21 protein-coding genes are annotated in these 24,787 nt (G+C 73.2%); 9 read left to right on the top strand and 12 right to left on the bottom strand.

What is annotated here, in order from left to right:
* Window positions 1-20 precede the first annotated feature (20 nt).
* On the bottom strand, window positions 21-620 hold the full coding sequence (locus tag ACFYXE_RS29495; protein WP_361178827.1) for an XRE family transcriptional regulator: 600 nt from the start codon (window positions 618-620) through the stop codon (window positions 21-23).
* Window positions 621-715: 95 nt separating this feature from the next.
* Here ACFYXE_RS29495 and ACFYXE_RS29490 point away from each other — a divergent pair, with 95 nt between their 5' ends.
* On the top strand, window positions 716-1,750 hold the full coding sequence (locus tag ACFYXE_RS29490; RefSeq protein WP_389317573.1) for an NAD(P)/FAD-dependent oxidoreductase: 1,035 nt from the start codon (window positions 716-718) through the stop codon (window positions 1,748-1,750).
* A gap of 91 nt (window positions 1,751-1,841) precedes the next feature.
* Entirely contained in the window at window positions 1,842-3,527 is a 1,686-nt protein-coding gene (locus ACFYXE_RS29485) for an MFS transporter (RefSeq protein ID WP_389317570.1), read from the top strand.
* A gap of 4 nt (window positions 3,528-3,531) precedes the next feature.
* Here the strand turns inward: ACFYXE_RS29485 and ACFYXE_RS29480 are convergent, their stop codons facing one another.
* Window positions 3,532-4,707, bottom strand: a complete 1,176-nt coding sequence (locus ACFYXE_RS29480; protein WP_389317567.1) for a serine hydrolase domain-containing protein — start codon at window positions 4,705-4,707, stop codon at window positions 3,532-3,534.
* 122 nt (window positions 4,708-4,829) lie between these two features.
* On the bottom strand, window positions 4,830-5,723 hold the full coding sequence (locus ACFYXE_RS29475) for a helix-turn-helix domain-containing protein (protein WP_389317564.1): 894 nt from the start codon (window positions 5,721-5,723) through the stop codon (window positions 4,830-4,832).
* Window positions 5,724-6,356: 633 nt separating this feature from the next.
* Here ACFYXE_RS29475 and ACFYXE_RS29470 point away from each other — a divergent pair.
* Window positions 6,357-6,875, top strand: a complete 519-nt coding sequence (locus ACFYXE_RS29470) for a hypothetical protein (RefSeq protein ID WP_389317561.1) — start codon at window positions 6,357-6,359, stop codon at window positions 6,873-6,875.
* A gap of 223 nt (window positions 6,876-7,098) precedes the next feature.
* On the opposite strand, the gene ACFYXE_RS29465 is transcribed toward ACFYXE_RS29470, so the two are convergent.
* Entirely contained in the window at window positions 7,099-8,079 is a 981-nt protein-coding gene (locus ACFYXE_RS29465) for an MBL fold metallo-hydrolase (protein ID WP_389317558.1), read from the bottom strand.
* Window positions 8,080-8,430: 351 nt separating this feature from the next.
* Between ACFYXE_RS29465 and ACFYXE_RS29460 the strand changes: the two genes are divergently transcribed.
* Both ACFYXE_RS29460 and ACFYXE_RS29455 read left to right on the top strand, forming a co-directional pair.
* A complete protein-coding gene (locus ACFYXE_RS29460; RefSeq protein WP_389317555.1) occupies window positions 8,431-9,552 on the top strand; it encodes an alpha/beta hydrolase in 1,122 nt (373 codons plus the stop codon).
* Between the two features lie 141 nt (window positions 9,553-9,693).
* Complete coding sequence (locus ACFYXE_RS29455; protein ID WP_389317552.1) at window positions 9,694-12,291, top strand: ATP-dependent Clp protease ATP-binding subunit; 2,598 nt, start codon at window positions 9,694-9,696, stop codon at window positions 12,289-12,291.
* Here ACFYXE_RS29455 and ACFYXE_RS29450 read toward each other — a convergent pair.
* Window positions 12,263-12,865, bottom strand: coding sequence for a vitamin K epoxide reductase family protein (locus ACFYXE_RS29450; protein ID WP_389317549.1), 603 nt, complete (start codon window positions 12,863-12,865; stop codon window positions 12,263-12,265). The two genes, ACFYXE_RS29455 and ACFYXE_RS29450, sit on opposite strands and share 29 nt — an antisense overlap.
* Before the next feature lie 195 nt (window positions 12,866-13,060).
* On the opposite strand from ACFYXE_RS29450, the gene ACFYXE_RS29445 reads away from it, so the two are divergent.
* Window positions 13,061-13,927 (top strand): GyrI-like domain-containing protein, encoded by an 867-nt coding sequence (locus ACFYXE_RS29445; protein WP_389317631.1) that lies wholly within the window; start codon window positions 13,061-13,063, stop codon window positions 13,925-13,927.
* A 60-nt stretch (window positions 13,928-13,987) separates the two neighbouring features.
* On the opposite strand, the gene ACFYXE_RS29440 is transcribed toward ACFYXE_RS29445, so the two are convergent.
* From ACFYXE_RS29440 to ACFYXE_RS29425, 4 genes are all read right to left on the bottom strand, one after another.
* Window positions 13,988-14,845, bottom strand: a complete 858-nt coding sequence (locus ACFYXE_RS29440) for an ABC transporter ATP-binding protein (RefSeq protein WP_389317546.1) — start codon at window positions 14,843-14,845, stop codon at window positions 13,988-13,990.
* Window positions 14,832-15,920, bottom strand: coding sequence for an ABC transporter substrate-binding protein (locus ACFYXE_RS29435; protein WP_389317543.1), 1,089 nt, complete (start codon window positions 15,918-15,920; stop codon window positions 14,832-14,834). The genes ACFYXE_RS29440 and ACFYXE_RS29435 overlap by 14 nt, the downstream gene beginning before the upstream one ends.
* Window positions 15,921-16,034: 114 nt before the next feature.
* On the bottom strand, window positions 16,035-16,916 hold the full coding sequence (locus ACFYXE_RS29430; protein ID WP_389317540.1) for an ABC transporter permease: 882 nt from the start codon (window positions 16,914-16,916) through the stop codon (window positions 16,035-16,037).
* Window positions 16,917-17,447: 531 nt separating this feature from the next.
* Window positions 17,448-18,305, bottom strand: a complete 858-nt coding sequence (locus ACFYXE_RS29425; RefSeq protein WP_389317537.1) for a hypothetical protein — start codon at window positions 18,303-18,305, stop codon at window positions 17,448-17,450.
* Between the two features lie 407 nt (window positions 18,306-18,712).
* Here ACFYXE_RS29425 and ACFYXE_RS29420 point away from each other — a divergent pair, with 407 nt between their 5' ends.
* From ACFYXE_RS29420 to ACFYXE_RS29410, 3 genes are all read left to right on the top strand, one after another.
* A complete protein-coding gene (locus tag ACFYXE_RS29420; RefSeq protein ID WP_389317534.1) occupies window positions 18,713-19,048 on the top strand; it encodes an STAS domain-containing protein in 336 nt (111 codons plus the stop codon).
* 117 nt (window positions 19,049-19,165) lie between these two features.
* On the top strand, window positions 19,166-20,008 hold the full coding sequence (locus ACFYXE_RS29415; RefSeq protein WP_389317530.1) for a DUF1206 domain-containing protein: 843 nt from the start codon (window positions 19,166-19,168) through the stop codon (window positions 20,006-20,008).
* A 64-nt stretch (window positions 20,009-20,072) separates the two neighbouring features.
* Entirely contained in the window at window positions 20,073-20,714 is a 642-nt protein-coding gene (locus ACFYXE_RS29410; protein WP_389317527.1) for a TetR family transcriptional regulator, read from the top strand.
* Between the two features lie 48 nt (window positions 20,715-20,762).
* Here the strand turns inward: ACFYXE_RS29410 and secD are convergent, their stop codons facing one another.
* The 3 genes from secD to ACFYXE_RS29395 all read right to left on the bottom strand — a co-directional run bounded on the left by secD (window position 20,763) and on the right by ACFYXE_RS29395 (window position 24,765).
* Entirely contained in the window at window positions 20,763-23,105 is a 2,343-nt protein-coding gene (gene secD / locus ACFYXE_RS29405; protein WP_389317524.1) for a protein translocase subunit SecD, read from the bottom strand.
* A gap of 68 nt (window positions 23,106-23,173) precedes the next feature.
* The gene (locus ACFYXE_RS29400; RefSeq protein WP_389317521.1) at window positions 23,174-23,572 is read right to left on the bottom strand and encodes a hypothetical protein; all 399 of its coding nucleotides are present in this window, start codon (window positions 23,570-23,572) and stop codon (window positions 23,174-23,176) included.
* Between the two features lie 119 nt (window positions 23,573-23,691).
* Window positions 23,692-24,765: a LacI family DNA-binding transcriptional regulator gene (locus tag ACFYXE_RS29395; RefSeq protein ID WP_389317518.1), complete on the bottom strand. Its 1,074-nt coding sequence runs from the start codon at window positions 24,763-24,765 to the stop codon at window positions 23,692-23,694.
* Between the last annotated feature and the right edge of the window lie 22 nt (window positions 24,766-24,787).

The following is a 24,787-nucleotide window of genomic DNA, read 5'->3' as shown; positions in this document are numbered from 1 at the left end:
CCCGCTCCCCCGGCTCCGGGTCACGACGAGGAGCTCTCCGGGTCCGGCTTCTCCGCGCCCTCGGCGCGCTGGTGGCCCCGGCGGGCGTCGCGGTCGAAGATGCCGAGGATCTCGCAGGGACCGCCCTCGGCGCCGATGGCGTGCGGAAGCATCGTGGGGAACTCCGCCGCCTGGTTGGTCTCGATGCGCAGGCGCCGGTTGCCGAGGAGCAGGACCGCCGTGCCGGAGAGGACGACGAGCCATTCCCGGCCCGGGTGGGCGCGCATGCGCGAGGGGTTGTCGGGCGGCGGATTGGTCATGCGCTGCCGGATGACGGTCATGCCGGGCTCCGCCTTGAGCGGCCAGCGCATCTGACCGTGGGCCGCGTCGATCATCGGGCTGGACACGACGTCGTCCGCCGCGGTCTCCACCAGCTGGTCGAGGGACGTGTCCAGGGCGCGCGCGAGCGTGACGAGCTGGTCGAGCGCCAGACGGCGCTGCCCGTTCTCGATACGGCTCAGGGTGGACTGGCTGACGTTGGCGCGGCCCGCCAGCTCTTCGAGCGACCAGCCCTGGGCGACGCGCAGGGCGCGGATGCGTTTGCGTACCAGGCTGTCCAGCTCACCATTGTCTTGCGTCATGGGCAACATCGTATGCCCAGTCGGCAAGGTGCGCTTAGCGTCGTCCGTGTCCGGCTCCCACTCCGCGGGGGCCGCCACCGAAAGGGGACGACGCCATGTCCGCCAAGACGTCCGCATACACGACCGACCGCCCGGTGGGCCGGGCCGACGAGCCGACGGACGGAACCGTCGACGCCGTGGTGATCGGCGGCGGAGCCGCCGGGCTGAACGGGGCCCTGATGCTCGCCCGCTCCCGCCGTTCCGTCGTCGTCATCGACAGCGGCACCCCGCGCAACGCACCCGCCGAGGGGGTGCACGGACTGCTCGGTCTGGACGGCACTCCCCCGGCCGAGCTCCTCGCGCGCGGCCGGGAGGAGGTACGCCGGTACGGGGGCGCGGTGCGGGCCGGTGAGGTGGTCGAGGCCGCCGCCGCTCCCCCGTCCGCCGACGGTGATCCGCGCTTCGCCGTCGCCCTGGCCGACGGCGACGTCCTGCGCGCCCGGCGCCTCCTGGTCGCCACCGGCCTGCGGGACGTGCTGCCCGACGTGCCGGGGCTCGCCGAGCACTGGGGCCACGGCGTGGTGCACTGCCCGTACTGCCACGGCTGGGAGGTGCGCGACCGGCCCGTCGGCGTCCTGGCCGTGGGGCCCGCGTCGGTCCATCACGCGTTGCTGTTCCGCCAGTTGACCGACGATCTCGTGTACTTCACCCGCGGCACCGCACTGGACGCGGACACCCGGGAGCGGTTCGCCGCCCGCGGCATCCGTGTCGTCGACACCCCCGTCGAGCAGGTCGTGCCGGCCGGGGACGGCGGGATCGCGGGCGTGCGGCTGGCGGACGGCCCGGTCGTGCCCCGGTCCGTCCTCGCCGTCGCGACCAGCATGTGGGCGCGCGCCGAGGGCCTTGCGGGGCTGGGCCTGCCGATGCGGGACCTGCCCGGCGGGGCGGGCCGCCACTTCGCCGCCGGCCCGGCCGGTCTCACCGAGGTGCCCGGCGTATGGGTGGCCGGGAACGCCACCGATCCGACCGCCCAGGTCGGCGCGTCGGCCGCGGCGGGCGCCCTGGCCGGCGCACACATGAACGCCGACCTGGCCGTCGCCGACACCGACAGGGCCCTCGCCCTCGCGCGGCGCGAGAACGCCCACGCCTGACGGCCCGGCCGCGCCACCACCGCCCCTCCCCCCCATCCCGCACCCCCGACTCCCCCACACGCAGGCCTTGTTGGCCTGTCGAGAGGAACACATGAGTACGAACCTGCCTGGCCGGGCGGGCCCCGCGCCGCACGCCGGCAGCGGCGCCGGCACGCCCGACGCGCGTCAGCGCCGCGCCATCCTGATCGCCGTCTGCGTCGCGCTGATGGCCGTCATCGCGTCGGTGTCCGGGCTCAACGTCGCCCAGCCCGATCTCTCCGTCGCCTTCGGCGCCTCGCAGCGCACGATCCTGTGGATCATCAACATCTACACGCTCACCCTGGCCGCGCTCCTGCTCCCGCTCGGCGCCATCGGCGACCGGTTCGGCCGCAAGCCCATGCTGCTCACCGGTCTGACGGTCTTCGGCGTCGCGAGCGCGGTCGCCGGCCTTGCACCGTCCTCCGATGTCATGCTGGCCGCCCGCCTGTTCAGCGGTGCCGGCGCGGCGATGATCATGCCGATCACCCTGGCCGTCATCACGTCCACGTTCCCCGAGGAGGAGCGGGGGCGGGCGATCGGCGTGTGGACCGGTGTCGCCGGGGGCGGCGGCGTGCTCGGCATGTTCCTCTCGGCCGCGCTGGTCGACGTGGCGAGCTGGCGGTGGCTGTTCGTCCTGCCCGTCGCCCTGGTCGCCGTCGCCCTGGCGGTGACGCTGCGGTCCGTCCCCGACTCCCGCGAGCGGTCGGCGCATTCCTTCGACACCGTCGGCGCGCTGACCTCCGTCGTCGCCGTGGTCGGGCTGATCTACGTCCTCCAGGAGGGGCCCGAGCGCGGCTGGACGGCCCCCGTGACGCTGCTGAGCCTGGTGGCCGGTGTCGCCGCCGCCGTCGGATTCGTGCTCTGGGAGCTGCGCCGCCGGGACGCCGCCCTCCTTGACGTGCGCCTGTTCGGCGAACGCGCCCTGGCGTCCGGCTCGATCACGCTTCTGGTGGTGTTCGGCGTCCAGGCGGGCATCTTCGTGGTGCTCTTCCCGTTCTTCCAGGCCGTCCTCGGCTGGTCGGGGCTCATGTCCACGCTGGCCCTGATGCCCATGGCCGTCCTGATGATGGCGGCCTCCGGGCTCGCCCCACGGCTGGCCGCACGCATCGGGCCCCGGTCGACCATGGCCGCGGGCATCCTGCTGGCGGGCGCCGGTCTCGCGCTGATGGCCTCGGTCGTCTCCGTCGACGGCGGCTATCCGTCCGTCCTGCCGGGGATGCTCGCGATGGGGCTGGGCATGGGCCTGTCGATGACCCCTTCCACGGAGGCCATCACGGGCGCGCTGCCCCGCGAGCGGCAAGGGGTGGCGTCCGCGCTCAACGACGTCACGCGGGAGTTCGGCACCGCACTGGGTGTCGCCCTCCTCGGGGCGCTGCTGTCCGCGGGCTATCGCGGCGCCATCGACGCGCGGCTCACCGACGTCCCGCGGCCCCAGGCCGACACGGCTCGTGAAGGTGTCGCCAACGCACTCGATGCCGCCCACCACGCCGGACCCCACGCACGGGCGCTCGTCCACGCCGCCCAGGAGTCGTTCGTCGACGGCTGGCAGCAGGCGATGTGGGCGGGAGTCGCCGTCATGGCGGCGCTCCTGCTCCACGTCCTGACCCGTGGCCCGCGCCACCCCGGCCGCAGGTCGACGAAGGCGGTGGCGGAGGCGGTGGCGACGGCCGACGGGCCGTCGGACACCCCGGCGAACGCGTCCGACGGCAGGTCGGCGGACGCGCCGGAGTCGACCGGGGCCGCCACCACCGCTCCGTGAGTCCTCAGCCCTTCCCGCAGAACTCCGCCTCGAAGACGTCCTCGTAGAGCCGGCCGTCCTCCAGCCAGTCACCGTTGAGGTGGAAGGTCAGCGTGTGCTTGCCGTCGGCGGTGGTCGCCGTGCTGGTCAGGGAGCCCCAGACGATGCCGTCGTGGCCGTAGACCTTCACTCCGCACGACAGGGTGCGGGCGATCAGGCCGGTTCCGTACCGGAAGAACGTGCCCGTCTCCACCGTGTCCAGCAACTCCCGCTGCTGGGCGGCAGGCAGCAGCTTCCCGCTCAGCAGCGCGCTGTAGTAGCGGTTGAGGTCGCCGGTCGTGCTGATGACCTCGCCGGTCGCGCCGGACCACGCCGGGTTGTACTCGGTGGCGTCGTAGATCTCGGGGCCGGGGTTCTCCGCGTACAGCTTGGAGTAGCCGACCGCGTAGGGCGCGGGCAGCTTGGGGTCGGTGCCCGGGAACGTGGTCTCGCGCAGCTTCAGGCGCTTGATGATGCGCCGTTCCGCCTCGTGCGCGTAGGTGTGGCCCGACGCCTTCTCGATGATCATGCCGGCGAGCACGAAGTTGGTGTTGGAGTAGTTCCAGCCGGTGCCCGGCTCGAAGTCGGGCCGGTACTTGAGGGCCATGTCGACGATCTGCCGGGGCGTCCGGGTCTCGTAGCGGTGGGCCAGGAAACCCGGGCCGTTCATGTACGCGCGCCACTCCGGAGTGGACACCATGTCGTGCACACCACTGGTGTGGTTGAGGAGTTGACGGATCGTCACCTTGCTTCCGTCGTAGCCGTTGCCCTGCAGCAGGCCCGGCAGCCAGCGCTCGACGGAGTCGTCGAGGTCGAGCTTGCCCTCGGCCTCGAGCTGCAGGACGACCACCGAGACGAGCGACTTGGTGTTGCTGCCCGCGCGCAGGTGGTCGGCGGCGGTGCGCTTGCGCCCGGTCGAGGTGTCGGCGAAGCCCGCGGAGCCGAACCAGGTGCCCTGCGGGCCGCTCACCTCGGCGGCCACCCCCGGCATTCCGGCCTGCTCCAGCGCGTCGAGGGCACGCTGCGTGGCGCCGTGCGTGCCACCGGATCCCCCGGCCGCGTTGCCGGTCCCCGCCGCACCGGTCAGGGCCACCACGGCGCCGAGCGCCACGGCGAGGCCGCGCAGAGCGGACCGGTTCCTTCGCATCGTACGTATGGACATGCGTGTCCCATCCCCCAAGCGGTGAGCATGATCATTTGACTCGGGCAGTGTACGGGGGCGGACGGGCCGTGCACGGGGAGCCGCGTACCCGCGTACGGACGGCCGGAGCGCGCCCGGCGCCCCTACGACGCCCGTTCCCGGCGTCGGCCGGGTCCCGGCTTGAAGACCAGGAGGAAGAACCGCGCGCCGGGTGAACCCAGGGGCATGGCGGCGCACATGGTCACGTCCCCCTCCTCGGAGCGTGCATGGTCCGCGCAGCAGCGACTCAGCCGGGCCGTCTCGTGCACGGGCCCGGACCAGGGCCGGCGCATGCGACGGGTGTCGCCGTTCGGGTGGACGTAGGCCACGTGGCTCGCACGGTAGAGAGGGCCGGACACCGGATCGGCGTCGACCTCCTGGTCGAGCCGTTGCAGGTCCTCGTTCTGCGGGTACTGCGCGACGGCGTTGCGGAGTTGGGCGGTGAGCGGAACGGCCCACTCGCTCTCCCAGTTCACCAGGTGGTGCTCGCGCGCCTCCTCGTTGAGGAGCATGTACCGCATGAGGTTCCGGTCGGGTATGGCCGGCTCGGCGTGCGGGGCCCGGGGGAACATGCGGACGAAGTCGTCGTTGTGGGCGACGACGTTCCAGGCGACGTCGTTGACGTAGCAGGGCTGTCCCGTGACACGGCGGACGGCCTCCGCCCAGGCGCCGTGCACCGTCGTACCGGCCAGCGGGTCCTGCGGGTGGGGCGGCTCGTGCCCGAGGGAGAAGACGTAGAGGGCGGTGCGCTCGCGCTCCTCCAGGCGCAGCACTCTCGCGACCCGGTCGAGGAACTCGTCGGCGGGCGACGTCATTTCGCCGCGTTCGAGCTGGGCGTAGGTGCGCTCCGAGACGTAGAGGAGGTGGGCGACCTGCGCCTGCGACAGGCCGGGGGCCCGGCGGCCGCGGCCGGTCCTCGGGGGCCAGCCGAGCTGGGTGGGGTCGAGTTGCCTGCGTTTCCATTGCAGCAGTTCGCGCAAGGCCGCCTTGTTGTCCACCGTCCCACCCTTTCGCCGTGGAGTGCTCGCGGTCCGGCCCCATATACCCCATATACAGGAACGGGGATTTCCTGAAATTCATGTGTCGGCAATGGCCCGAAGCGGGCGGCGGACACGTGCGGAAATCGGTCGACGAGATGCGGTGCGACGGCGCGTTCCCCACGAACCGGCCTGCTTTCGACCACAGTTCGTAATCCGCCGATGACACTACAGTCACGCTTCCGCGGTATCGCACCGGCATACCCGGGGATACGGATCCGGTGGCAGGACCCGCGCGAGCGGCGGTCGGTAGGTGCACGCAGAAACAACCCTCGGGGCACTCCGGGGGCGGCGGATGCGACTTCTCGTGTCTTATTCCGGACTCGGCGCACAGAGCCGTCCGAAGCGGGTCGGTGCGGGAAAAGGCACCCCGTTTTCCCGGGTGTCTCCACTGCGGCTCAAGCGTCTTTGGACGGCATCACGAGGGCCGGGAGGGCGCCGGAAGGTTTCTTTCGGGGGCACCGGAACGGCTGCCTCAATCGCTGGCTAGGCTTGCCTTTCGAGCTGTGATCGCATGGGCGCGGACGCGCGGCGCGGCGGGAGGGAAACGGGCAAGTGCAGCCGGGTGAGCAGGACTTAGAAGGGTGGTCGGCGATGCATGCGATCTGGCGGACGGTCGTCGAAGGGGTGACGGGCTCGATGGCCTACCTCGCCGACAAGCACTGGAACGTCGTCGCGTGCAATGCCGAGTTCGAGGCGCTGTTCCCCGACGGCCGACCACCGGCCAACATCATGCGCTGGATGCTCCTGGACGATCAGGCCCGTGGCGGCACCCTGCTGAACTGGGCCGAGGACTGGGCACGAGGGGCATGCCCGGCGCTCCGGCAGGCCGTCACGGACAACCCGGCCGATCCCCAACTGGTCCAGCTGGCCAGCGATGTGCGCCGCGACCCCGTCGCGGGTCCCATCTATCTGGCGACCGCGAGCTCGCACGCGCTGCACCCCGACGGGGCCGTGCGACAGGTCCACCATCCCGTGAAGGGAGTGGGATGGGTGATCGCCTCCGCCGCCAACCCGCTGCCGGACGTCGACGCGCGGTTCGTGATGATGCAGTACCGGCCGGGCCCGGTCCGCCCCCACCAGCCGCCGCCGCTGAGCAGGCGCACGCGCTGACGGCCCGCGGCCCGGGGTCGGGTTTCGGACCCCTCACCCCGCGTCGCGGGCCGATCTGTTGCGCCGGGGCAGCCCATGTCCTTTGATGTCCCTGTCCGGCGCACCGAACCCATGGGGTGTGTGTGCGCCGAGGCGCCGGACCGGCGGTCACCGACCGGCCCGTCCGGCGCGCCAGGTGCCGCCCGCGCTCCGGTACGGGCGGCACCTCTCGTGTCGTGACCGGTCACGCGGACACGGGCGCGACCCGCGCACCGTCGCGCCGGCCGAAGGACCAGGCGGCGGCCTTGCCCGCGAGCTCGACGACGCCCGGTGCGGCCCCGGCGCCGCTCAGGTGGGCGTACTCGACCCCCAGCACGATCATCAGGCGCTCCGGCAGGCCGAGCTGCGGGTAGAAGGACTGCCCGATCAGGTCGTCCACGGCCTCTTCCAGCGGGATTCCGGCCTCGTGCCGCAGCCGCGCCTCACGCTGCACGGCCCGCAGATACCCGACGTGCTCCGCCAGTTCGTCCGCGGTCGTCACCTCGCCGTGGCCCGGGACGACGACCCGCGGATCGAGGCGGAGGACCCGCTCACAGGCGTCGATCACGTTCTGCAGCGGCCCGGCCCAGTGGGCCGGGTGGTCGCCGTGGAAGAAGATGTCGCCGGTGCAGACGACGTCCCCGACGCGGACGACCAGGTCTCCGTCGTGGTGCGCGGGACCCACCTCGTACAGGTGCACCTCCTCGTCCCCCACGGCGAAGGAGTGCTGACCGGAGAAGGTGGTCGTGGCGGGCGTGACGCGCCCGGAGGTGAAGTCGAAGCCGCCGAAGTGGCGGCGGACGTACCAGCCCAGCGGGGAGTCCGGCGGCGAGGCGTGCAGCAGGGCGTGCATGTCCGCCGGGGTCGGTTCGTGGTGCTGGTGGACGCGGGCCGCCTCGGTGGCGACGATCTCCGCCCCGGGGAAGAGGTGGTTCCCGAAGCTGTGGTCGCCGTTCGCGTGGGTGTTGACCACCGTCCGCACCCGGCGGTCGCCGAGCCAGGGTCTCGCGGCGGCGATCATCGCCTCGGTCATGGGCCGGTCGTAGGGGGTGTCGACCACGGCGGCCTCGTCACCGGAGATGATCCAGAGGCAGTTGGCGTAACCCCATAATCCCGCGCCACCGGGAGACCAGAGGTAGAGATGGTCGCTGCCGGAGACAGGGGTGAGTCGAGTAGGAAGATCCATGCGCGCATTCTGGTCGTACGAGGGCGTTCCCGGACTGTGGAATAGGACACAAGGGGCCTATCCGGAATGCACAAGTCCGTTGCGATACGGATGACATGAGATCACATCAGGTCCGTCGGCGGCCGAAGGCCCCCTCCGCCCGGAGCAGCCGCCACCACGACGGCGCACGCCACCCGGCCGTGCCCCGGGACCTGCCCGTACGGGGGTAAACCATCGCGGTAGTCGATCTCCACCCGCCGCGGTACGCGGCGGCGCGGCGGCGGCGATAGCGTCGGGCCCACCTCGCACGGCCGTCCGGCCCCCACCCGACGGCGTGCCGCCTCCGTCACGCAGCGCACCGATTGGGGAGCCATGCACCTTTCCGCGTCCCTCAAGACCTGGCTGGCGACCGCCGCCCTGGCCGTCGGCCTCGCCGTGGCCGGGCCGCCCGCACCGGCCGCCGCCGCCGTCACCTGTCCGAGCATCGGCACGGGCGACTCCGACGGCCTCGACCTCCAGTACTGGCAGCCGTCTCCGGACGGTCTCGTCTGCGAGGCCGAATTCACCACCGGTGCGCTCTTCACCCCGCGCGGTCCGGGCGCACCGCAGATCGACCCGGTCCGCCGGCCGGTCCGGGTCCGCGTCCACCTGCCCGCCGACTACAGCCCGTCGGCCGCGTATCCCGTGCTCTATCTGCTGCACGGCGGGGCCGCCGACTACGAGCAGTGGTCCAGCGGCGGCGGCGACATCACCCGGACCGTCCGGGAGGCCGGCTTCAAGGGCATCGTGGTGATGCCGGAAGGCGGCAAGGTCGGCTTCTACTCCGACTGGCAGGGCCCGACCTACGGCAACTTCACGCCACAGTGGGAGACCTTCCACATCAAGCAACTGGTGCCCTGGGTGGACGCCCACTTCGCCACCTCGGGGCAGCGGGCCGTCGCCGGCATGTCGATGGGCGGCTTCGGCGCGCTGAAGTACGCGGCGCAGCACCCCGACGTGTTCAGCGCGGTGGGCGCCTTCTCCGGCGGCACGGACCTGCGGCGCGCCGACCACCAGCAGATCGTCAACAGCGGCAGCACCCTCTACGGGGCGCGCTTTTGGTGGCACGGCTCGGGCAGTGACGCGGGGAACTACTGGAAGTACCTCTTCCCCGGCAATCCCGACGCGTTGCGGCGCACGGAGCTGGTGTTCGGACCGCAGTCGGGGTGGGCGTCGTTCAACCCCGTCCAGGTCGCGGGGACGCACCCCGCCGCCTACCGCTCCTACCAGGGCAGGCTGGCGCTCTACAGCGGCCGGGCCGAGGACCCGTACGCGTGGAACAACGCGCTGCACGCGACGCTGAAGCAGCAGAGCGTGCCGCACCGGTACTGCTCCGGCCCGGACGGACACGACTTCACGACGTGGACCCCGGCGCTCACGCACTTCCTGCGCTTCGCCTACGGCACCGCGGCCACGGCCTGCCCGGACAGCAGCGGGTGGCGGCAGGAGTCCTGAACGGACGCGCCCCGGTGGCGGCCCCGCGCGGGTGGTGGTAATGCGCTCGCGCGGGGTGCGACATGCACCTTTTGTCCATACCGTGGAGCGGAACCGGGGGAAGTGCCCCCCCTCCCCACCGCGCCCTCCTGGACGGCCCCCATGACCCTGTCCTCCTTCGACTCCTTCGGCTCCTTCGGCGACCCGGACCCGTTCTCGGACCTGCTCAACCGCTTCTTCGGCATGTCACCCGCGTCCTCGCCGCCGCAGGTGCAGCGGGTGCCGATCGGGCGGCTGCTGACCGACTCGGCACGGGAGCTGATCGACCGGGCCACCCGCAGGGCCGCGCAGGACGGCAGCCAGGACCTGGACACCGAGCACCTGCTGTGGGCCTGCACCCAGGTCGACCCCGCCCGCACGCTCCTGCAGCAGGCCGGGGCCGACCCGGACCGGCTCGCCGAGACCGTCGCCCGGGCGCTGCCCGGCGAGAGCGGCACCCCCTCCGCCGAGCCCGGCCTCACCCCCGCCGCCAAGCGCACCCTGCTCGCCGCACACGCCCGCTCCCAGGCCGCCGGGGCCACCTACATCGGCCCCGAGCACATCCTGGGCGCACTGCTCGGCGACCCCAACTCCGGCGCGGGAAAGCTCCTTTCGGCGTACGGGACGGACGCGGACGCGGTGCGCAGGAACACCGAGCGCCCGGCACGGGCCGAGGGCCCCGAGAGCATGCGGGCCAGCGACACCCCCACCCTCGACGAGTACGGCCGCGACCTCACCGAGGAGGCGAAGGCGGGCCGGCTCGACCCGGTGGTGGGCCGGGCCGACGAGATCGAGCAGACCGTGGAGATCCTCTCGCGGCGCTCGAAGAACAACCCGGTCCTGATCGGTGAGCCGGGCGTCGGCAAGACGGCGATCGTGGAGGGACTCGCCCAGCGGGTCGTGGCGGGCGAGGTGCCCAAGACGCTCAAGGACAAGCGGGTCATCGCCCTCGACCTGTCGGGCCTGGTGGCCGGGGCCCAGTACCGGGGGCAGTTCGAGGAGCGGCTGAAGAACGTCATCGACGAGGTGAAGGCGGCCTCCGAGTCGACGATCCTGTTCATCGACGAACTGCACACCGTGGTCGGCGCCGGCGCGTCCGGCGAGGGCGCCATGGACGCGGGCAACATGCTCAAACCGGCGCTGGCCCGCGGCGAGTTGCACGTCGTGGGGGCGACCACCATCGACGAGTACCGCAAGTACATCGAGAAGGACGCGGCCCTGGAGCGGCGCTTCCAGCCCGTCATGGTGCCCGAGCCGAGCGTCGAGGAGACCGTCCAGATCCTCGAAGGCCTGCGGGACTCCTACGAGGCCCACCACCAGGTCCGCTACAGCGACGAGGCGCTGGCCGCGGCCGCCGAGCTCTCCGACCGCTACGTCTCCGACCGGTTCCTGCCCGACAAGGCGATCGACCTGGTCGACCAGACCGGCGCGCGGATCAGGCTGCGGTCGCTGCGCAGGTCCACCGAGGTGGTCTCGCGGGAGGACGAGCTCGCCAGGCTGAACCGCGACAAGGACGAGGCCGTCGCCGCCGAGGACTTCGAGCGGGCCAGGGACCTCAAGGACCGGATCTCCGGGACCGAGGCGGAGCTCGCCGGGATCGAGGAGCGGCGCGAGGGCGTCATGGAGGTCACGGCCGCCGACATCGCCGAGGTGCTCTCGCGGCGCACCGGCATCCCCGTCGCGCAGCTCACCGCGAGCGAGAAGGACAAGCTCCTCAAGCTGGAGGACGCGCTGCACGAGCGGGTCGTGGGCCAGGACGAGGCGGTCACGGCGATCGCCCAGGCCGTGCGCCGCAACCGCGCGGGCATGGGCGACCCGAACCGGCCCGTGGGCTCGTTCCTCTTCCTCGGCCCGACCGGCGTGGGCAAGACGGAACTGGCCAAGGCGCTCGCCGAGCTGCTCTTCGGCGACGAGGGCCGCATGGTGCGCTTCGACATGAGCGAGTTCCAGGAGAAGCACACCGTCTCGCGGCTCGTCGGCGCCCCGCCCGGATACGTGGGGCACGAGGAGGCAGGCCAGCTCACCGAGAAGGTACGCCGCCAGCCCTACAGCGTGCTGCTCTTCGACGAGGTCGAGAAGGCGCACCCGGACGTGTTCAACACCCTGCTCCAGGTCCTCGACGACGGGCGGCTCACCGACGCCCAGGGGCGCACGGTCGACTTCCGCAACACCGTCGTCGTGATGACGTCCAACATCGGCGCGCACCGCATCCTCGCGCACCGGGGCGACGTCTCCGAGATCCGCGACGACCTGATGGGCGACCTGCGCGGGCACTTCCCGCCCGAGTTCCTCAACCGCATCGACGACATCATCGTCTTCCACGGCCTGGGCCAGGACGACCTCGCGCACATCCTCGACCTGCTGCTGCGGCAGAGCGAGCGGCGGGTCCGCGCGCAGGGCCTGGAGCTGCGGGTGACCGAGGCGGCGAAGAAGCTGCTGGTCGCGCACGGGCACCAGCCGGAGTTCGGCGCGCGGCCGCTGCGCCGCACCATCCAGGCCGAGCTGGACAACCGCATCGCCTCCCTGCTCCTCGGCGGCGAGGCCGACCCGGGCGACACGATCGTGGCCGACGTCAAGGACGACGCGCTGGTGTGCTCCGTGGAGCGCCCCGCCGACGGCCCGCACCCGCCCACGGACGCCGCGCCCGAGCGGGACACTCCCGCGCAGGCCGCACCCACGCCGGAGGACACGTCTACAGAAGGCGGTCCCCGAACCGCGTGACGATCAGCACGGCGACCACTCCGTAGAGCAGCACCGGTCCCGCCCACGCGTAGCGGCCCAGCATCCGCGTCAGCCGCGCCGGGGCGGGCAGGGCTCCGGTGCGCAGCGAGTGGAGCGTGACGAACCAGAACAGCGGCAGGACCACCGCCCACACCAGCAGGCACCAGGGGCACAGCGCCCCGATCACGTACAGGCACTGGCTGATCAGCCAGACCACCAGGGCGAACGCCGCCGTGACCGCGGCCTGGAAGGCCAGCCACAGCGGGCGCGGCACGGTGGCGCCGGTCGCCAGGAGCAGCCCCAGCATGGCGAGTGCGGCGAAGCCGACCATGCCGAGGAGCATGTTCGGGAAGCCGAGCACGTTGCTCTGCCACGCGTCCATCACGTCACCGCAGCTGATGACCGGGTTGATGTTGCAGCCGGGGGCGAAGGACGGGTCGGCGAGGGTCCCGATGCGGTCGTACGTCAGCACGGCCGAGGCCAGCGTCCCCAGCAGCCCCGCGCACAGCACGAGCAGACTGAGCGGTCGGCCCGCGCCGACGCGTCGGGGGCGGGGAGCGGTGTGGTCGGCCATGATCTCAAGGATCGGCAACCGGGCTCCCCGCAGGCCAGGGACGATGGTCCCGGCACCGGGGCACGAAGGCCCTCCGGGCAGCCCGGCACCCGACCGCATCGGGCACAGGATGTCGGGTCCGGCACCCGCGCGCTCCCTAGCGTGGTGATCACAGCGAAGAGCACCGAGGAACCGAGGAGAGGAAGGGACACGGGCGTGCTGGAGCGGCTCAACCAGGCCATGGAGTACATCGAGAGCCATCTCGACCGGACCGTCGACGTGGCGGAGGTGGCGCGGATCGCGGCCACCTCCGAGTACCACCTGCGGCGGATGTTCTCCGCCCTCGCGGGCATGCCGCTGTCGGAGTACGTCCGGCGCAGGCGGCTCACGCTCGCGGCCGCCGAGGTCCTCGCGGGGCGGGAGACGCTCCTGGACATCGCGGTCCGCCACGGCTACGGCTCGGGCGAGGCGTTCGCTCGGGCGTTCCGCGCCATGCACGGCATCGGGCCCGGCGAGGCCCGGCGCACCGGAGCCGCGCTCAGCTCCCAGTCCCGGATGACCTTCCGCCTCACCGTCGAAGGGAGCAATGACATGCGCTATCGCGTGGTGGACAAGCCGGAGTTCAGGGTCGTCGGGCCCAAGGCCCGGGTGCCGCTGGTGCACACGGGTCCGAACCGGGCGATCATCGACTTCGTCCGCGGCATCCCGCCCGAGGACACCGAACGCCTGGCGAAGCTGTCGGACCAGGAGCCGCGGGGTGTCCTCGCCGTCTGCGACGACCTGGACCCGAGCCGCGCCGAGGGCACCGAACTCGACTACTACCAGGCGGTGATCACCTCCGAGCCCGCCCCCGGGGGCGCGGAGGTCCTGCGCGTCCCCGCCGGCACGTGGGCGGTCTTCACGGCCTCGGGTCCCGTGCCGGAAGCCATCCAGTACCTGTGGCGGGACGTCTTCACGGAGTGGTTCCCGTCGAACCCGTACCGCAGCCGTCCGGGGCCGGAGCTCCTGCGCACCCACCTGTCGCCGGGCGGGGCCGAGGGGGAGGCCGAGCTGTGGCTCCCCGTGGAGCGGGAACAGGGCTGAACCGGCCGCCCTGTCCCCGGCCGCACCGGACCGCGTCCCGTGCGTTCCGGTGCGGCCGGGTCAGGCGGCGGCCGACTTGACGGCGTGGGCGACCTGCGCGCGCAGCTCGGCGTACTCGGCCGAGTTGCGCAGGTCGTCCGCGTCGACGTCGTCGCGCGGCAGGTCGATCGACAGGTCGAGGGCCACGGTGCCCGGGCTCCTGGTGAGGACGACGATGCGCGAGCCGAGGAACACCGCCTCGTCGGCCGAGTGGGTCACGAACACCGTGGTCCGCCCGGTCTGCGCGCTCACCTGCCGCACGTCCTCCTGGAGCCGTTCGCGGGTCAGCGCGTCCAGGGCGGCGAACGGCTCGTCGAGCAGCAGGAGCGGGTTCTCCGCGGCCAGCGCGCGGGCGATGGCGACCCGCTGCTGCTGGCCGCCGGAGATCTCCCAGGTGCGCCGCTTCTCGGTGCCCTCGAGGCCGACGCGCTCCAGCAACTCCGCCCGGCGCCGCGGCCATTGGCCGCGTTCGACACCCGCGTACCGCAGTGCCAGGTCGATGTTCCCGCGCACGGTGCGCCACGGGAACAGGCGGGGCGTCTGGAAGACGACGCCCGCGGTGTCACCGGGTCGCGGCGCGGCGCCGCCCACCCGCACGGAACCGTGCGTCGGCTCCTCGAACCCGGCGATCAGCCGCAGCAGCGTGCTCTTGCCGCAGCCGGAGGCGCCGACGAGCACCAGGAACTCCCCGGCGGGCACGGTGAGGTCGACCGGCCCCACGGCGGTGACGGCCCGGTCGCCCCGCCCGTACGCGTGGACGACGTGGTCGAGCCGGAGGCCGCCGTCCCGCGGCTCGGCCGCCTCGGCGACGGCGGGCGTGGTCGCGGGCCGGGTGGGCGTCGTGGGTGCGGCCGTCTCCCTGGTCTCACTTGAGGACATCGGGCAGCCCCTTGAGGTACAGCGCCTTGCGGACGGTGTCCGCGGACGGCGCGGCGTCGATCTGCTTCTGGTCGGCCAGGAACTGGCCCGTGTCGGTCAGGTAGGAGGCCAGCTTGCCGGGCTTGCCGTCGGCGCCGAGCCAGTCGGCGGAGGTGACTTCGGCGGGCGTGAGGAACACTCCCTGCGAGAGCTGGGCCTTCGCGTCCGCCGCGCTGATGCCGAGCTCCGCCGCGATGGCCTTGACGGAGCCCGCCGGGTCGGACTTGAGGCGGCGCAGGGCGTCCGCCTCGACCTTGCGCCAGGTGTCGATCACCTCGGGGCTCTCGGCGATCAGCTGGTCCGACACCACGGCCAGGTCCAGGGTCGGTTTGCCCTCGGCACCGATCTCCTTGCTGCTGGTCAGCTGGGTCCCGGTCTTGCGGAGCTCGTCCAGGGTCGGCAGCCAGGCGTAGGCGGCGTCGATGTCCCCCCGCTGCCAGGCGGCCAGGATCGCCTGGGGCTGCAGGTCGACGAGCTTCACGTCGGACGGTTTGAGGCCCGCCTTCTCCAGGGCCGCCAGCAGGCTGTAGTGCGAGGTGGAGGCGAACGGCGTGCCGATGGTCTTGCCCTTGAGCCCGGCGACGTCCGAGACCCGGCTGCCCTTGCGCGCGATCAGCGCCTCGTTCTCGCCCGCGACGTCGAGGATGAACGCGACCTTGTACGGGATCGGCGAGCTGCCCGACACACCGCGGGCGAACGGGCTCGACCCCAGCGCGGCGATGTCCAGGGACTTGCCGAGGAAGGCCTGGTTGACGCTGGCGCCGGAGTCGAACTTGACCCAGGAGATCTCGTGGTCGGGGAGGGCCTTCTCCAGCAGCTTCTGGTTCTTCACGATCAGATCGCCGCTGGGGAAGGCGAAGTACCCGACGCGCAGCCGCTTGGACCCGCCCTTGGACGATCCGTCACCGTCCGACGAGCAGCCGGTGACGGCGACGGCGGCCGTGGCCAGGGCGCCGGTGAGCAGCGCGCGGCGGGAGGGGCCCGGAGCGGCGAGCGACCTGCCGCCGAAGGGAGTTCGGGGACGGGAAGGAGACATGGGGAGCCGTTTCTGTACAGGTGCGGGGCACCGGGGGGGGACGGGTGTGGGTACGGGTGCGGGCCTGCTGCGGGTACGGGCGGGTCGTGCGGACGGCGGGACGGTTCGGCAGGCCTACGCGCGGCCGCGCCAGGGCACGACGGCGCGCTCCAGGCGCAGCAGCAGGCCGTCGATGATCAGGCCGGAGACACCGATGGCGATGATGCCGACGAACACCACCGGGGTGTTGTTGTAGTTCGCGGCGTCCTTGACCATGCCGCCGATGCCGGGCAGTCCGTTGACCAACTCGGCGGCGACGAGGGAGGAGTAGGCCACGCCCACGGCGAGCCGGATGCCGGTGAACGTCTCCGGGAGTGCGGAGGGGACCACGACGTCCTTGACGACGTCCCAGCGGGAGGCGCCCAGCGCGCGGGCCGCCTCGACCAGGCTCCGGGGCACGGCCGCGACGGCCGTCGTCGTGGAGACCGCGACCGGCGGGAAGGCGGCCACGGCGAGCAGCGTGATCTTGGGCTCCTCGTTGATGCCCATCCAGATGACCAGCAGGGAGAAGTAGGCGAGCGGGGGCAGCGTGCGCAGGAAGGTGATCCAGGGCTCGAAGAGCGAGCGCAGCCAGCCCACGGTTCCCATGAGCAGGCCGAAGAGCACGCCGACGGCGATGCCGAGGCCGGCGCCGAGCGCGATGCGCCGCAGGCTGATGCCCAGGTGTTCGACGAGGTAGGTGCCGTTGTAGCCGCGGACGCCGTCGTGGGTCGTGGACACGGTGACGAAGGCGTCCCACACCTTGGCGGGCGGCGGCACCAGCGTCTCGCTCCAGGTGCCGCTCGCGGCGAGCAGTTGCCACAGGGCGAGGAACAACAGGAGCGAGGCGAGGGGCAGTCCGACATGGCGCGCCCGCGCCCATCCGCCGCTCGGGCGCGGACGCGGGCGGCGGGCGGCCGGGGGCGGGCCGGGTATGCCGGCGGGCTCCGCGGTCGTCGGAGAGGGAGTTGTGGACACGGGGCGGCCTCCATGGGGCGCCGAGGCATGCGCGTCCGGGGCCGGTGGACGGGGTCGACCGGCCGCGTACGCACGCGGAGCTGAGGGGACGAACGAGCGGGTGGGCGGGCGGCGCGACGCGGGCGACCGGCACCGGCGGGCCGACGCGCGGTGATCAGCGCGAAGTGATCGGCACGCGGCCATCGGTGGGGAACGGTGCACGCGGAGCGGGGCGGCCCGCGGGGCCTCGCCGGGGAAGGAGCACCCGGCGGGCGGGACGCGTCAGGGACGCGGGGTCAGCGACAACACGAGAGGGGGCATCGGCACAGGTCGATGACCAGGCGTCGCACCAGCAGTCCGTGAGTCATGGGGGCATTTCTACCGCAGCGGCCGCGCTGCTCCAAACGGGCGTCCATTCTCTGGAACGGCCGCCGGGCGCGGGCGCGGGCGCGCGACGGCTCCCGCGCGGCGCCGGGGCAGGTCCCGGCGCCGGGCGGGAGGGTTCTCGCGTGTCCGGCCGCCGCGGCGGGCCGCCGGACACGGGTGGCGGCCTCAGCGCCGGGCGGCGCCCACGGGGGAGGTGGCGGCTGCCGGGTCGAAGCCCCGGGTGACGCGGGTGCCCGAACCGGCCGTCTCCGCCTTGTAGTTGGACTCGCCCACGCAGTCGCTGTACTCGTAGTTCGCCTTCGCGGTGCCGTCGAGGCCACCCGCGTCGGTGGACGTGGGACCGCCGAAGACGGCGTCGGCCCTGGGCATCTCGGCGCAGCTGGGGATGCCCAGGTAGTACTCGACGAAGCCGCCCTGGGAGCCGCGGAGGTTGCCGCTGCCGGCGGGGAGCGTGTAGGAGCCGAGACGGGTCTCCTTGCCGGTGACCGTGTCCCGCGCGGTGCCGGTCCAGGTGTCGGTGCCGGTGCGCTTGACCTTCAGGTCGTAGCGGTGGCCGTAGACCCCGTCGAAGTCGACCGCGCAGGTCACGCCGGGCCCCCCGTCGGCACCCGGGCGGCACAGCGGGTCGGTGGTCGTCGCTCCGGCGACGAAGGTGGAGAAGCGGGCGGACAGCCGCTCGCTGCCGCCGCTGTCGGGCCGGGGCTGGAGGCCCGTGTAGCCCACGTCCGCCGCGCCGGTGAAGCCGAACTGCTGGGCGAAGTAGATGCCTTCCTTGTGCGCCGTGGCCTTGTTGACCGTCAGGGGGAAGGTGAGGTCCCGCAGGCCGGCCGTGGGGGTGCCGGGGACGGACCAGCCGATCGACACGTTCCCGCCTCCGACCGAAGCGGCCCTCGGCCCCGGTCCGGCGAGGGGTGCGGGGGCGGCGGAGGCGGGGGCGGCCGTCAGGGCGGGCACGGCCGCCATCATCAGGCCCACCGCCGCGGTGACCGCGGCATACCGGCGCGGGCGTCTGGCTGTGCTCATGTGCTGTTCCTCCTCAGTGGGGGTGAAGAACAGTGCTGTGGCGGCAACAGTGTCGCGCCGGTCCCCCGCGCCCCGGCCATGGACAATCGCGCCCCGGGCTTGGACTCTTGCGCCGCGCCGCCACCCGGGACAGGCCGGCTTCGATCACAACTACTCTACGTAGTCGCCAACATGACGCATGATCAGGTAGAGGCGCGCGCCAATCCCCCGGCCCATTGTGGGTACGAATGGCCCTGAGCGGGAACGATTGACATATGACCTCGGTGCCGCCCAGGACCCCGGTGGCGTCCGGCGCCGGTCTTTGCACGCCGCGCCACCGCACTTTCGATTACTCTCCGTGAGAGGACGAGACACTGCTGCACTGGGAAACGGGCACCGCCGACTTCACCTTCGGCCTGCGTCACCGCGTGGTGAACGGCACTGATGTCCTTGCGTTTTGGGGCGAACTGGACGCCTGGGCCGACCAGGAGCTCGCCCCCCGTGTCATGGCACTCCTCGACCGGGTCGGCCCGCGAGTCGTCACGGACCTTCGCGGGGTGACCTTCATGGATGCCGGCGGGCTGCGCCTGCTCGTCCGGATCAGACAGCAAGTGGCCCGGAACGAGGGCACCTTGTGGCTGGTGCCGGGCAGCGCGCGCACCTGGCGCCTGCTGCGCATCACCGCTCTCGACCAGGCCTTCACGATACCGGCGAGCGCACCGGTCCCCTGCGCGCGCGCCGGACCCCGCAGGGGGGCACGGTGACCCGGCCCTCCCGCGACGGACCTCTTCGCCACGCGCGGCCCCTGCCCCACGCGGACCGCGCGGGGACCGCATGAGGCGGGGTTCCCTGGGCACTAGGAAGCCATGCATCTCCCCTCCATGCGTCTCCCTTCGGCCACCACCCGCGGCAAGAACAAGGCGCGGCAGGCCGCCAAGGGCCGCGGCGTCGCCGCGGTGGCCCGCGCCGGCTTCGTCGGCCGCGGCGTGCTGTACCTCCTCATCGGCGCGCTCGCCCTGCGGATCGCCTTCTCCGACGGCGGCGGCCGGCAGGCGGACCGGGGCGGAGCCCTCGCGGAGATCGCGGAGAAGCCGTTCGGGAACATCCTGCTCTGGCTGCTCGGCGCCGCCCTCGCGGGCATGGCACTGTGGCGGCTCTCCGAGGTCTGCTTCGGCCAGGCGGGGCCGGACGGCGACAAGGCGAGCAAGCGCGCCCTCGCCGGAGCGCGCTGCGTCTTCTACGGCTTCGTCTCGTACTCGATCCTCGCCTACGCCGCGGGCGACAAGGGCAGCGGCAGCGGTGAGAGCGACCGGCAGACGCAGGACGCCACGGCGAAGGTGCTCGACTGGCCCGCCGGGCAGTGGATCGTCGCCGCGGCCGGCGCGGGCGTCGTCGGTGCGGGCCTGTGGATCGCCGGGCGCGCGCTGATGCGGAAGTTCCGGGACCGTCTCCGCCTGTCCGAGATGTCGCAGCACCAGCGCCGCGGGGTCGACATCCTCGGCATAGCCGGGGGCACCGCCCGGGGCGTGGTGTTCGGGGTCGCCGGCGGGTTCGCCGTCACCGCGGCGCTGCAGCACGAACCCGGTGAGGCCAAGGGCATGGACAACACCCTGCGGTCCTTCGCGGACACCACCGGCGGCCCGTGGCTGCTCGCCCTGATCGCTCTGGGCCTCGCCACCTTCGGCCTCTTCTCCTGGGCGAACGCCCGCTGGCGCAAGTTCTGACGCGGAAGGCCTCACGCCACCGCTGTCACCCGGTGCCACCGTGCCCCTGAGCGCCACGCACGGCATGCCGAGCAGCCGAAGGTACGATGGCCCGGTGACCTCCCGCCCCCACCTGACCCTGGCCGAGCGCAAGCGCCGCCTCGTCTCGGACGAACTGACCGAGTCCGCGCTGCAGCTACTGGCCCTCAAGGGGTACGAGGCGGTGACGATCGACGAGATCGTCACCGCCGCCGGTGTGTCCCGCCGGACGTTCTTCCGGTACTTCGGGTCCAAGGAGGACGTCGTCGTCCAGTTCCTGGCCGACATGGGCGACGGCATGCGCGCGGAGCTCGCGGAGCGGCCCGTGGACGAGCCGCCCTCGGTGGCGTTGCTGCACGCCGTCCGCGTCCCGCTCGCCGCCTGCTCCTCCCACTCGGAGCGCGCGCTGCGCGTGGTGCAGCTGATCCTGCGTACGCCCGCGCTGCTGGCCCGCTTCCTGGAGCGCCAGGCGCAGTGGCGGGGCGATCTGACGCAGGAGGTGGGGCGCCGCACCGGGCTCGACCCCGATGCAGACCTCTATCCGCGGCTCGCGGCGGGCATGGCGCTCACCGCGTTCGACACCGTGCTGCAGCGGTGGAGCACGACCGAGGGCGCCGAGGACCCGGCCGAGCTGCTCGACCGGGCCTTCGACGTGATCGCCCCGGCGCTGGACGCCGGGCGCACCTGACACCGCGCGGGCCAGGAGCGGCTGCCGCTCCTGGCCCCGGCCGGGCGGTCAGACGACCGCCCCGGTCCCCCGCTCCTTCCTGCGCCGCGCCTCCAACGGGCTGTATCCGTCCGGGACGTCGCCCGTACCGCCGGAGCGGCCCGGCCGCCGTGCGGGCGGCGGCGCCGGGTTGCGGTGCTCGAGCGCGACGGCGATCGGCACGGCGGTGAAGACGGTCGACGCCATGCCGACCAGGACTCCCGCGATCAGCGCCAGCGAGAAGTCCGCGAGCGAGTCGCCGCCGAGCACGGCGAGGGCGGTGAGGATGAACAGCGCGCCCATGCCCGTGTTCACGGTGCGCGGCAGCGTCTGGACGACGGCGCGGTTGGCGAGGGCCGCCAGGTCGCCGCGCGGGTGGCGGCGGCGCGCCTCGCGCACGCGGTCGAAGACGACCACCGTGTCGTTGACGGAGTAGCCGATCACGGTGAGCAGCGCGGCCAGGAAGACGCTGTCGACGGGCTTGCCGAGCCAGGCGAAGAGGCCCACCACGAGCAGCACGTCGTGGACCATCGCCGACACGGCCGCCGCCGCGAGGGTCCAGCGGAACCGCACACTGAGGTAGATCAACTGGGCGGCGACGGCGATCCCCAGGGCGATGAGCGCCTTCTGCCGCAGTTCGCTGCCGAGGCTCGGGCCGATCAGCTCGTCGCGCTCGACGGTGACGGTGCCGCCGGGCTTCTCCAGCGCGGCCCTGACGCGCTGCTGTTCGGCATCGGTCTGGCGTTCCGTGCGCACGGTGATGTCGCCGTCCCCGGACTCCTGCACGACCGCGCGCGGGAATCCCGCGTCGGACACGGCGGTGCGGGCCGTGTCCGCGTCGACCGGCCTGCTGGTGCTGTACTCCACGAGCCGTCCGCCCGTGAACTCGACGCCGAACTCCAGGCCGCGCAGCACGATGCCCGCGAGGGCCACCACGACCAGCAGGGCGCTGGCGCCGAGCCAGCGGCGCCGGTGGCGCAGCAGGTCGGGGTCGCGGCGCGCCAGCCAGCCGCGGACCCGGCCCGTCGAGGCGATGCCCGTCAGTCCGGGCCGCTTGCGCACGAAGCTCCGGGCGACCGCGAAGTCGGCGAGGACGCGGGTGATGACCAGCGCGGTGACCATCGACGCGAGAACGCCGACGCACAGGGTGATGCCGAATCCCTTGACCGGCCCGGCGGCGAAGAAGAACAGCAGTCCGGCGGCGAGCAGCGTCGTCACGTTCGAGTCGACGACCGCGCTCCACGCCTTGGCGAAGCCGGTGCGGACCGGCTTGGCGAGGTCCGGCGAGCGGACGGCGAGGTACTCCTCCCTGGCCCGTTCGAAGACGAGCACGTTGGCGTCGACGGCCATGCCGATGGCCAGGACGAATCCGGCGAGCCCGGGCAGCGTCAAGGTGGCGTCGAGCGCGACGAGGGCGGCGTAGGAGATCAGGCCGTAGAGCACGAGGGCGAGCGCGGCGAGGGCGCCCAGGAGCCGGTAGACGGCGGTGATGAACAGTGCGGTCAGGACGATGCCGATGACGGCGGCCTGCGCGCTGGCCTCGATGGCGTCGGCGCCGAGCGTCGGGCCGACCGTGCGCTGCTCGACGACGTCGACGGGCACCGGCAGCGCGCCGCCCTTGACGAGTGCGGCGAGGTCGCGGGCCTCGGTCTGGCCGAAGCCGCCGGTGATCTGTGTGGTGCCGCCCGTGATGCCGGTCCCGCAGGCCACGCCCTCGTTGACGCCCGGCGCCGAGATGATCTTGTCGTCGAGGACGATGGCGACGCGACGTCCGGGTGCGCCCTGGGGTGCGCAGGCCGCCTCGCCGGTGACCCGGGCCCAGGTGTCGCCGGCTCCCTTGCGGAAGTCGAGGGAGACCGTCCAGCCGGACAGGGTCTGCTGGTCGAGCAGCGCCTCGGCGTCCTTGACGCCTTCGCCGGTCAGCGCGGTGGGGCCGAGCGTGAGGTGGTTGCCCGTCCGTTCCGGGTCGGGCAGGGTGCGGGACCCGTCGGCGGCGGGCCCGGTGCTCGCCTTCCGCGCGGATTCGCCCGTCACCGGGTGGACCGTGAGCTGGGCGGTGCGGCCGATGACCTCGGCGGCCTTGCGCGGGTCCCGCACGCCGGGGAGTTCGACGATGATGCGCTTCTCCCCGGAGCGTGCGATGCCGGGTTCGGAGACGCCGAGCGCGTCGACGCGCTGTCTGAGGACCTCCAGGGCGCGGTCGGTGGACGCGGTGTCGGCCTTGACGGTGGGCGAGTTCCTGGTCTCCAGGACGATCTGGGTGCCGCCGCGCAGGTCGAGGCCGAGGCGGGCGGACTGGGTGAGAGCGATGTACACGGACAGGGCGACGGCCGCGAGCGCGACGATCGCCCGCCACAAGGGCGCGCGGAACATGGGTTCTCCACGATGAGGGCAGGGCGGAAGAACGCGTGACCGGGCGTCGCGGATGCGGTGTGCGCCGGTCAGGCGTCAGGAAGGGGCTGCGTACTCATCGGCGGGGGTGGTCCGCGCGGGGCGGTGGCCGCGCGGGGGCGGCGGGGCGGCGCGGGCGCGCCGGTTCCATGGGTGTCGGGTCCGCCCAGGGCCCGGTGCGGAGCCGCGGCGGCGGCCGTGGGCGCCGGGCCCGCGGGCTCCGGTCCGGGCAGAGGTGCGTCGGGCCGGTGCGTGAGCGCGACGTGCAGGCCCGGGACGTCGTGCGGGACGGCGGGCTGCTGGGCGTGCGCCACCGCGGTGTGCCGGGGCAGGGGCGCGTCGGCCGGTGTCCCGTGGGCCGCGGCGGACGGGGCGAACAGGGCGAGGACCGTGACGACGAGCGACAGCGCGGACGCGGCAAGGCGCGCGGAACGGCTCTGCTGCGCCACGCGTCCCCCCAGGTGTCTCCGTGCCCGTCGGGCGCGCACGGCGTGCCCCCGCCCTGCCCAACGTACGAGAACCCCGGGTCGGTTCCGCGGACGGAAAGATGGCCCGGCGTGCTGGGGCGTCAAGTTCCGTATTCGACCAGGCTGGTGGGGACGACGATCTGGCGAGGCGGCTGCGGCCGGGCTGCGCCGGGTGCCGTGCCGGGGCTTCGGACGTGCAGGCGGTCGGCGAGCAGCCGGCCCGCCGCGCGCCCGAGTTCGTCGCTGTCGTACGCGACGAGCGTGAGGGGCAGGCCGAGCGCGTCGGCCAACTCGAAGTCGTCGAAGCCCGCGAGGGCGATACCGGCGCCGCCGCCGGGTGCCGCGGCCCGCAGCGCCCGGAACGCCCCGATGGTGTTGCGGTTGTTGGAGCAGAACAGCGCGGTGGGCGGGTCGGGCAGGGCGAGGAGTTCGGCGGCGGCGCGGGTGGCCTGGTCCGGCTCGGTCTGGCCCCGGCGCACGTACCGCGGGTCGACGCCGAGACCGGCGCGGGCCAGTGCCGCCGCGTACCCCCGGAGCCGTTCGGCGCCGGTGTGGACGGCGGGGGGCGAGCCGAGGAAGCCGATGCGGCGGTGGCCGCGCGCCAGGAGCCGGGCCGTCGCGTCCCGGGCGCCGCCGAAGTCGTCGACCAGCACGCAGTCCGCCGCGAACCCCTCGGGCGGGCGGCTGGCGAGGACGACCGGCACCCCGCCGGCCGCCGCCGCGGCGAGATGGCGCTGATCGGCGCCGGCCGGGACGGCGATGATGCCGTCGACGCGGCGGGCCAGCAGATCGGCCGTCAGGTCCCGTTCGGCGTCCGGATCCTGCCCGGTGTTGCCGATGACCGTCTTCAAGCCGTGCTCGGCGACCACGGAGTCCACGCCGAGGGCCAGCCGCGAGTAGAAGGGGTTGGCGAGGTTGGTGACGACCAGGCCCACCAGGCCGGCACCGCGGCCGAGCCGGAGGCTGCGCGCGACCTCGTTGGGGCGGTAGCCGAGCGCGGCCGCCGCCGCCCGCACCCGGGCCCGGGTGGCGGGCAGCACCTGCGGGTCGTCGCGCAGCACCCGGGAGGCCGTCATCGCGCTGACCCCGGCCCGCTCGGCGACGTCCCGCAGAGTGGGCCGGCCGCTCTTGGGGTCGCGGGCGGAGCCGCCGCGCGGCTCGTGCGGTCCGGTCATGGTGCGGACGTCCTTCCGTTCC

It is taken from the genome of Streptomyces sp. NPDC002564 (assembly GCF_042889645.1).
GTDB lineage: Bacteria > Actinomycetota > Actinomycetes > Streptomycetales > Streptomycetaceae > Streptomyces.
The sequence above is the reverse complement of the archived record's forward strand: the minus strand, read 5'-3'. Positions and strand labels throughout refer to the sequence as shown.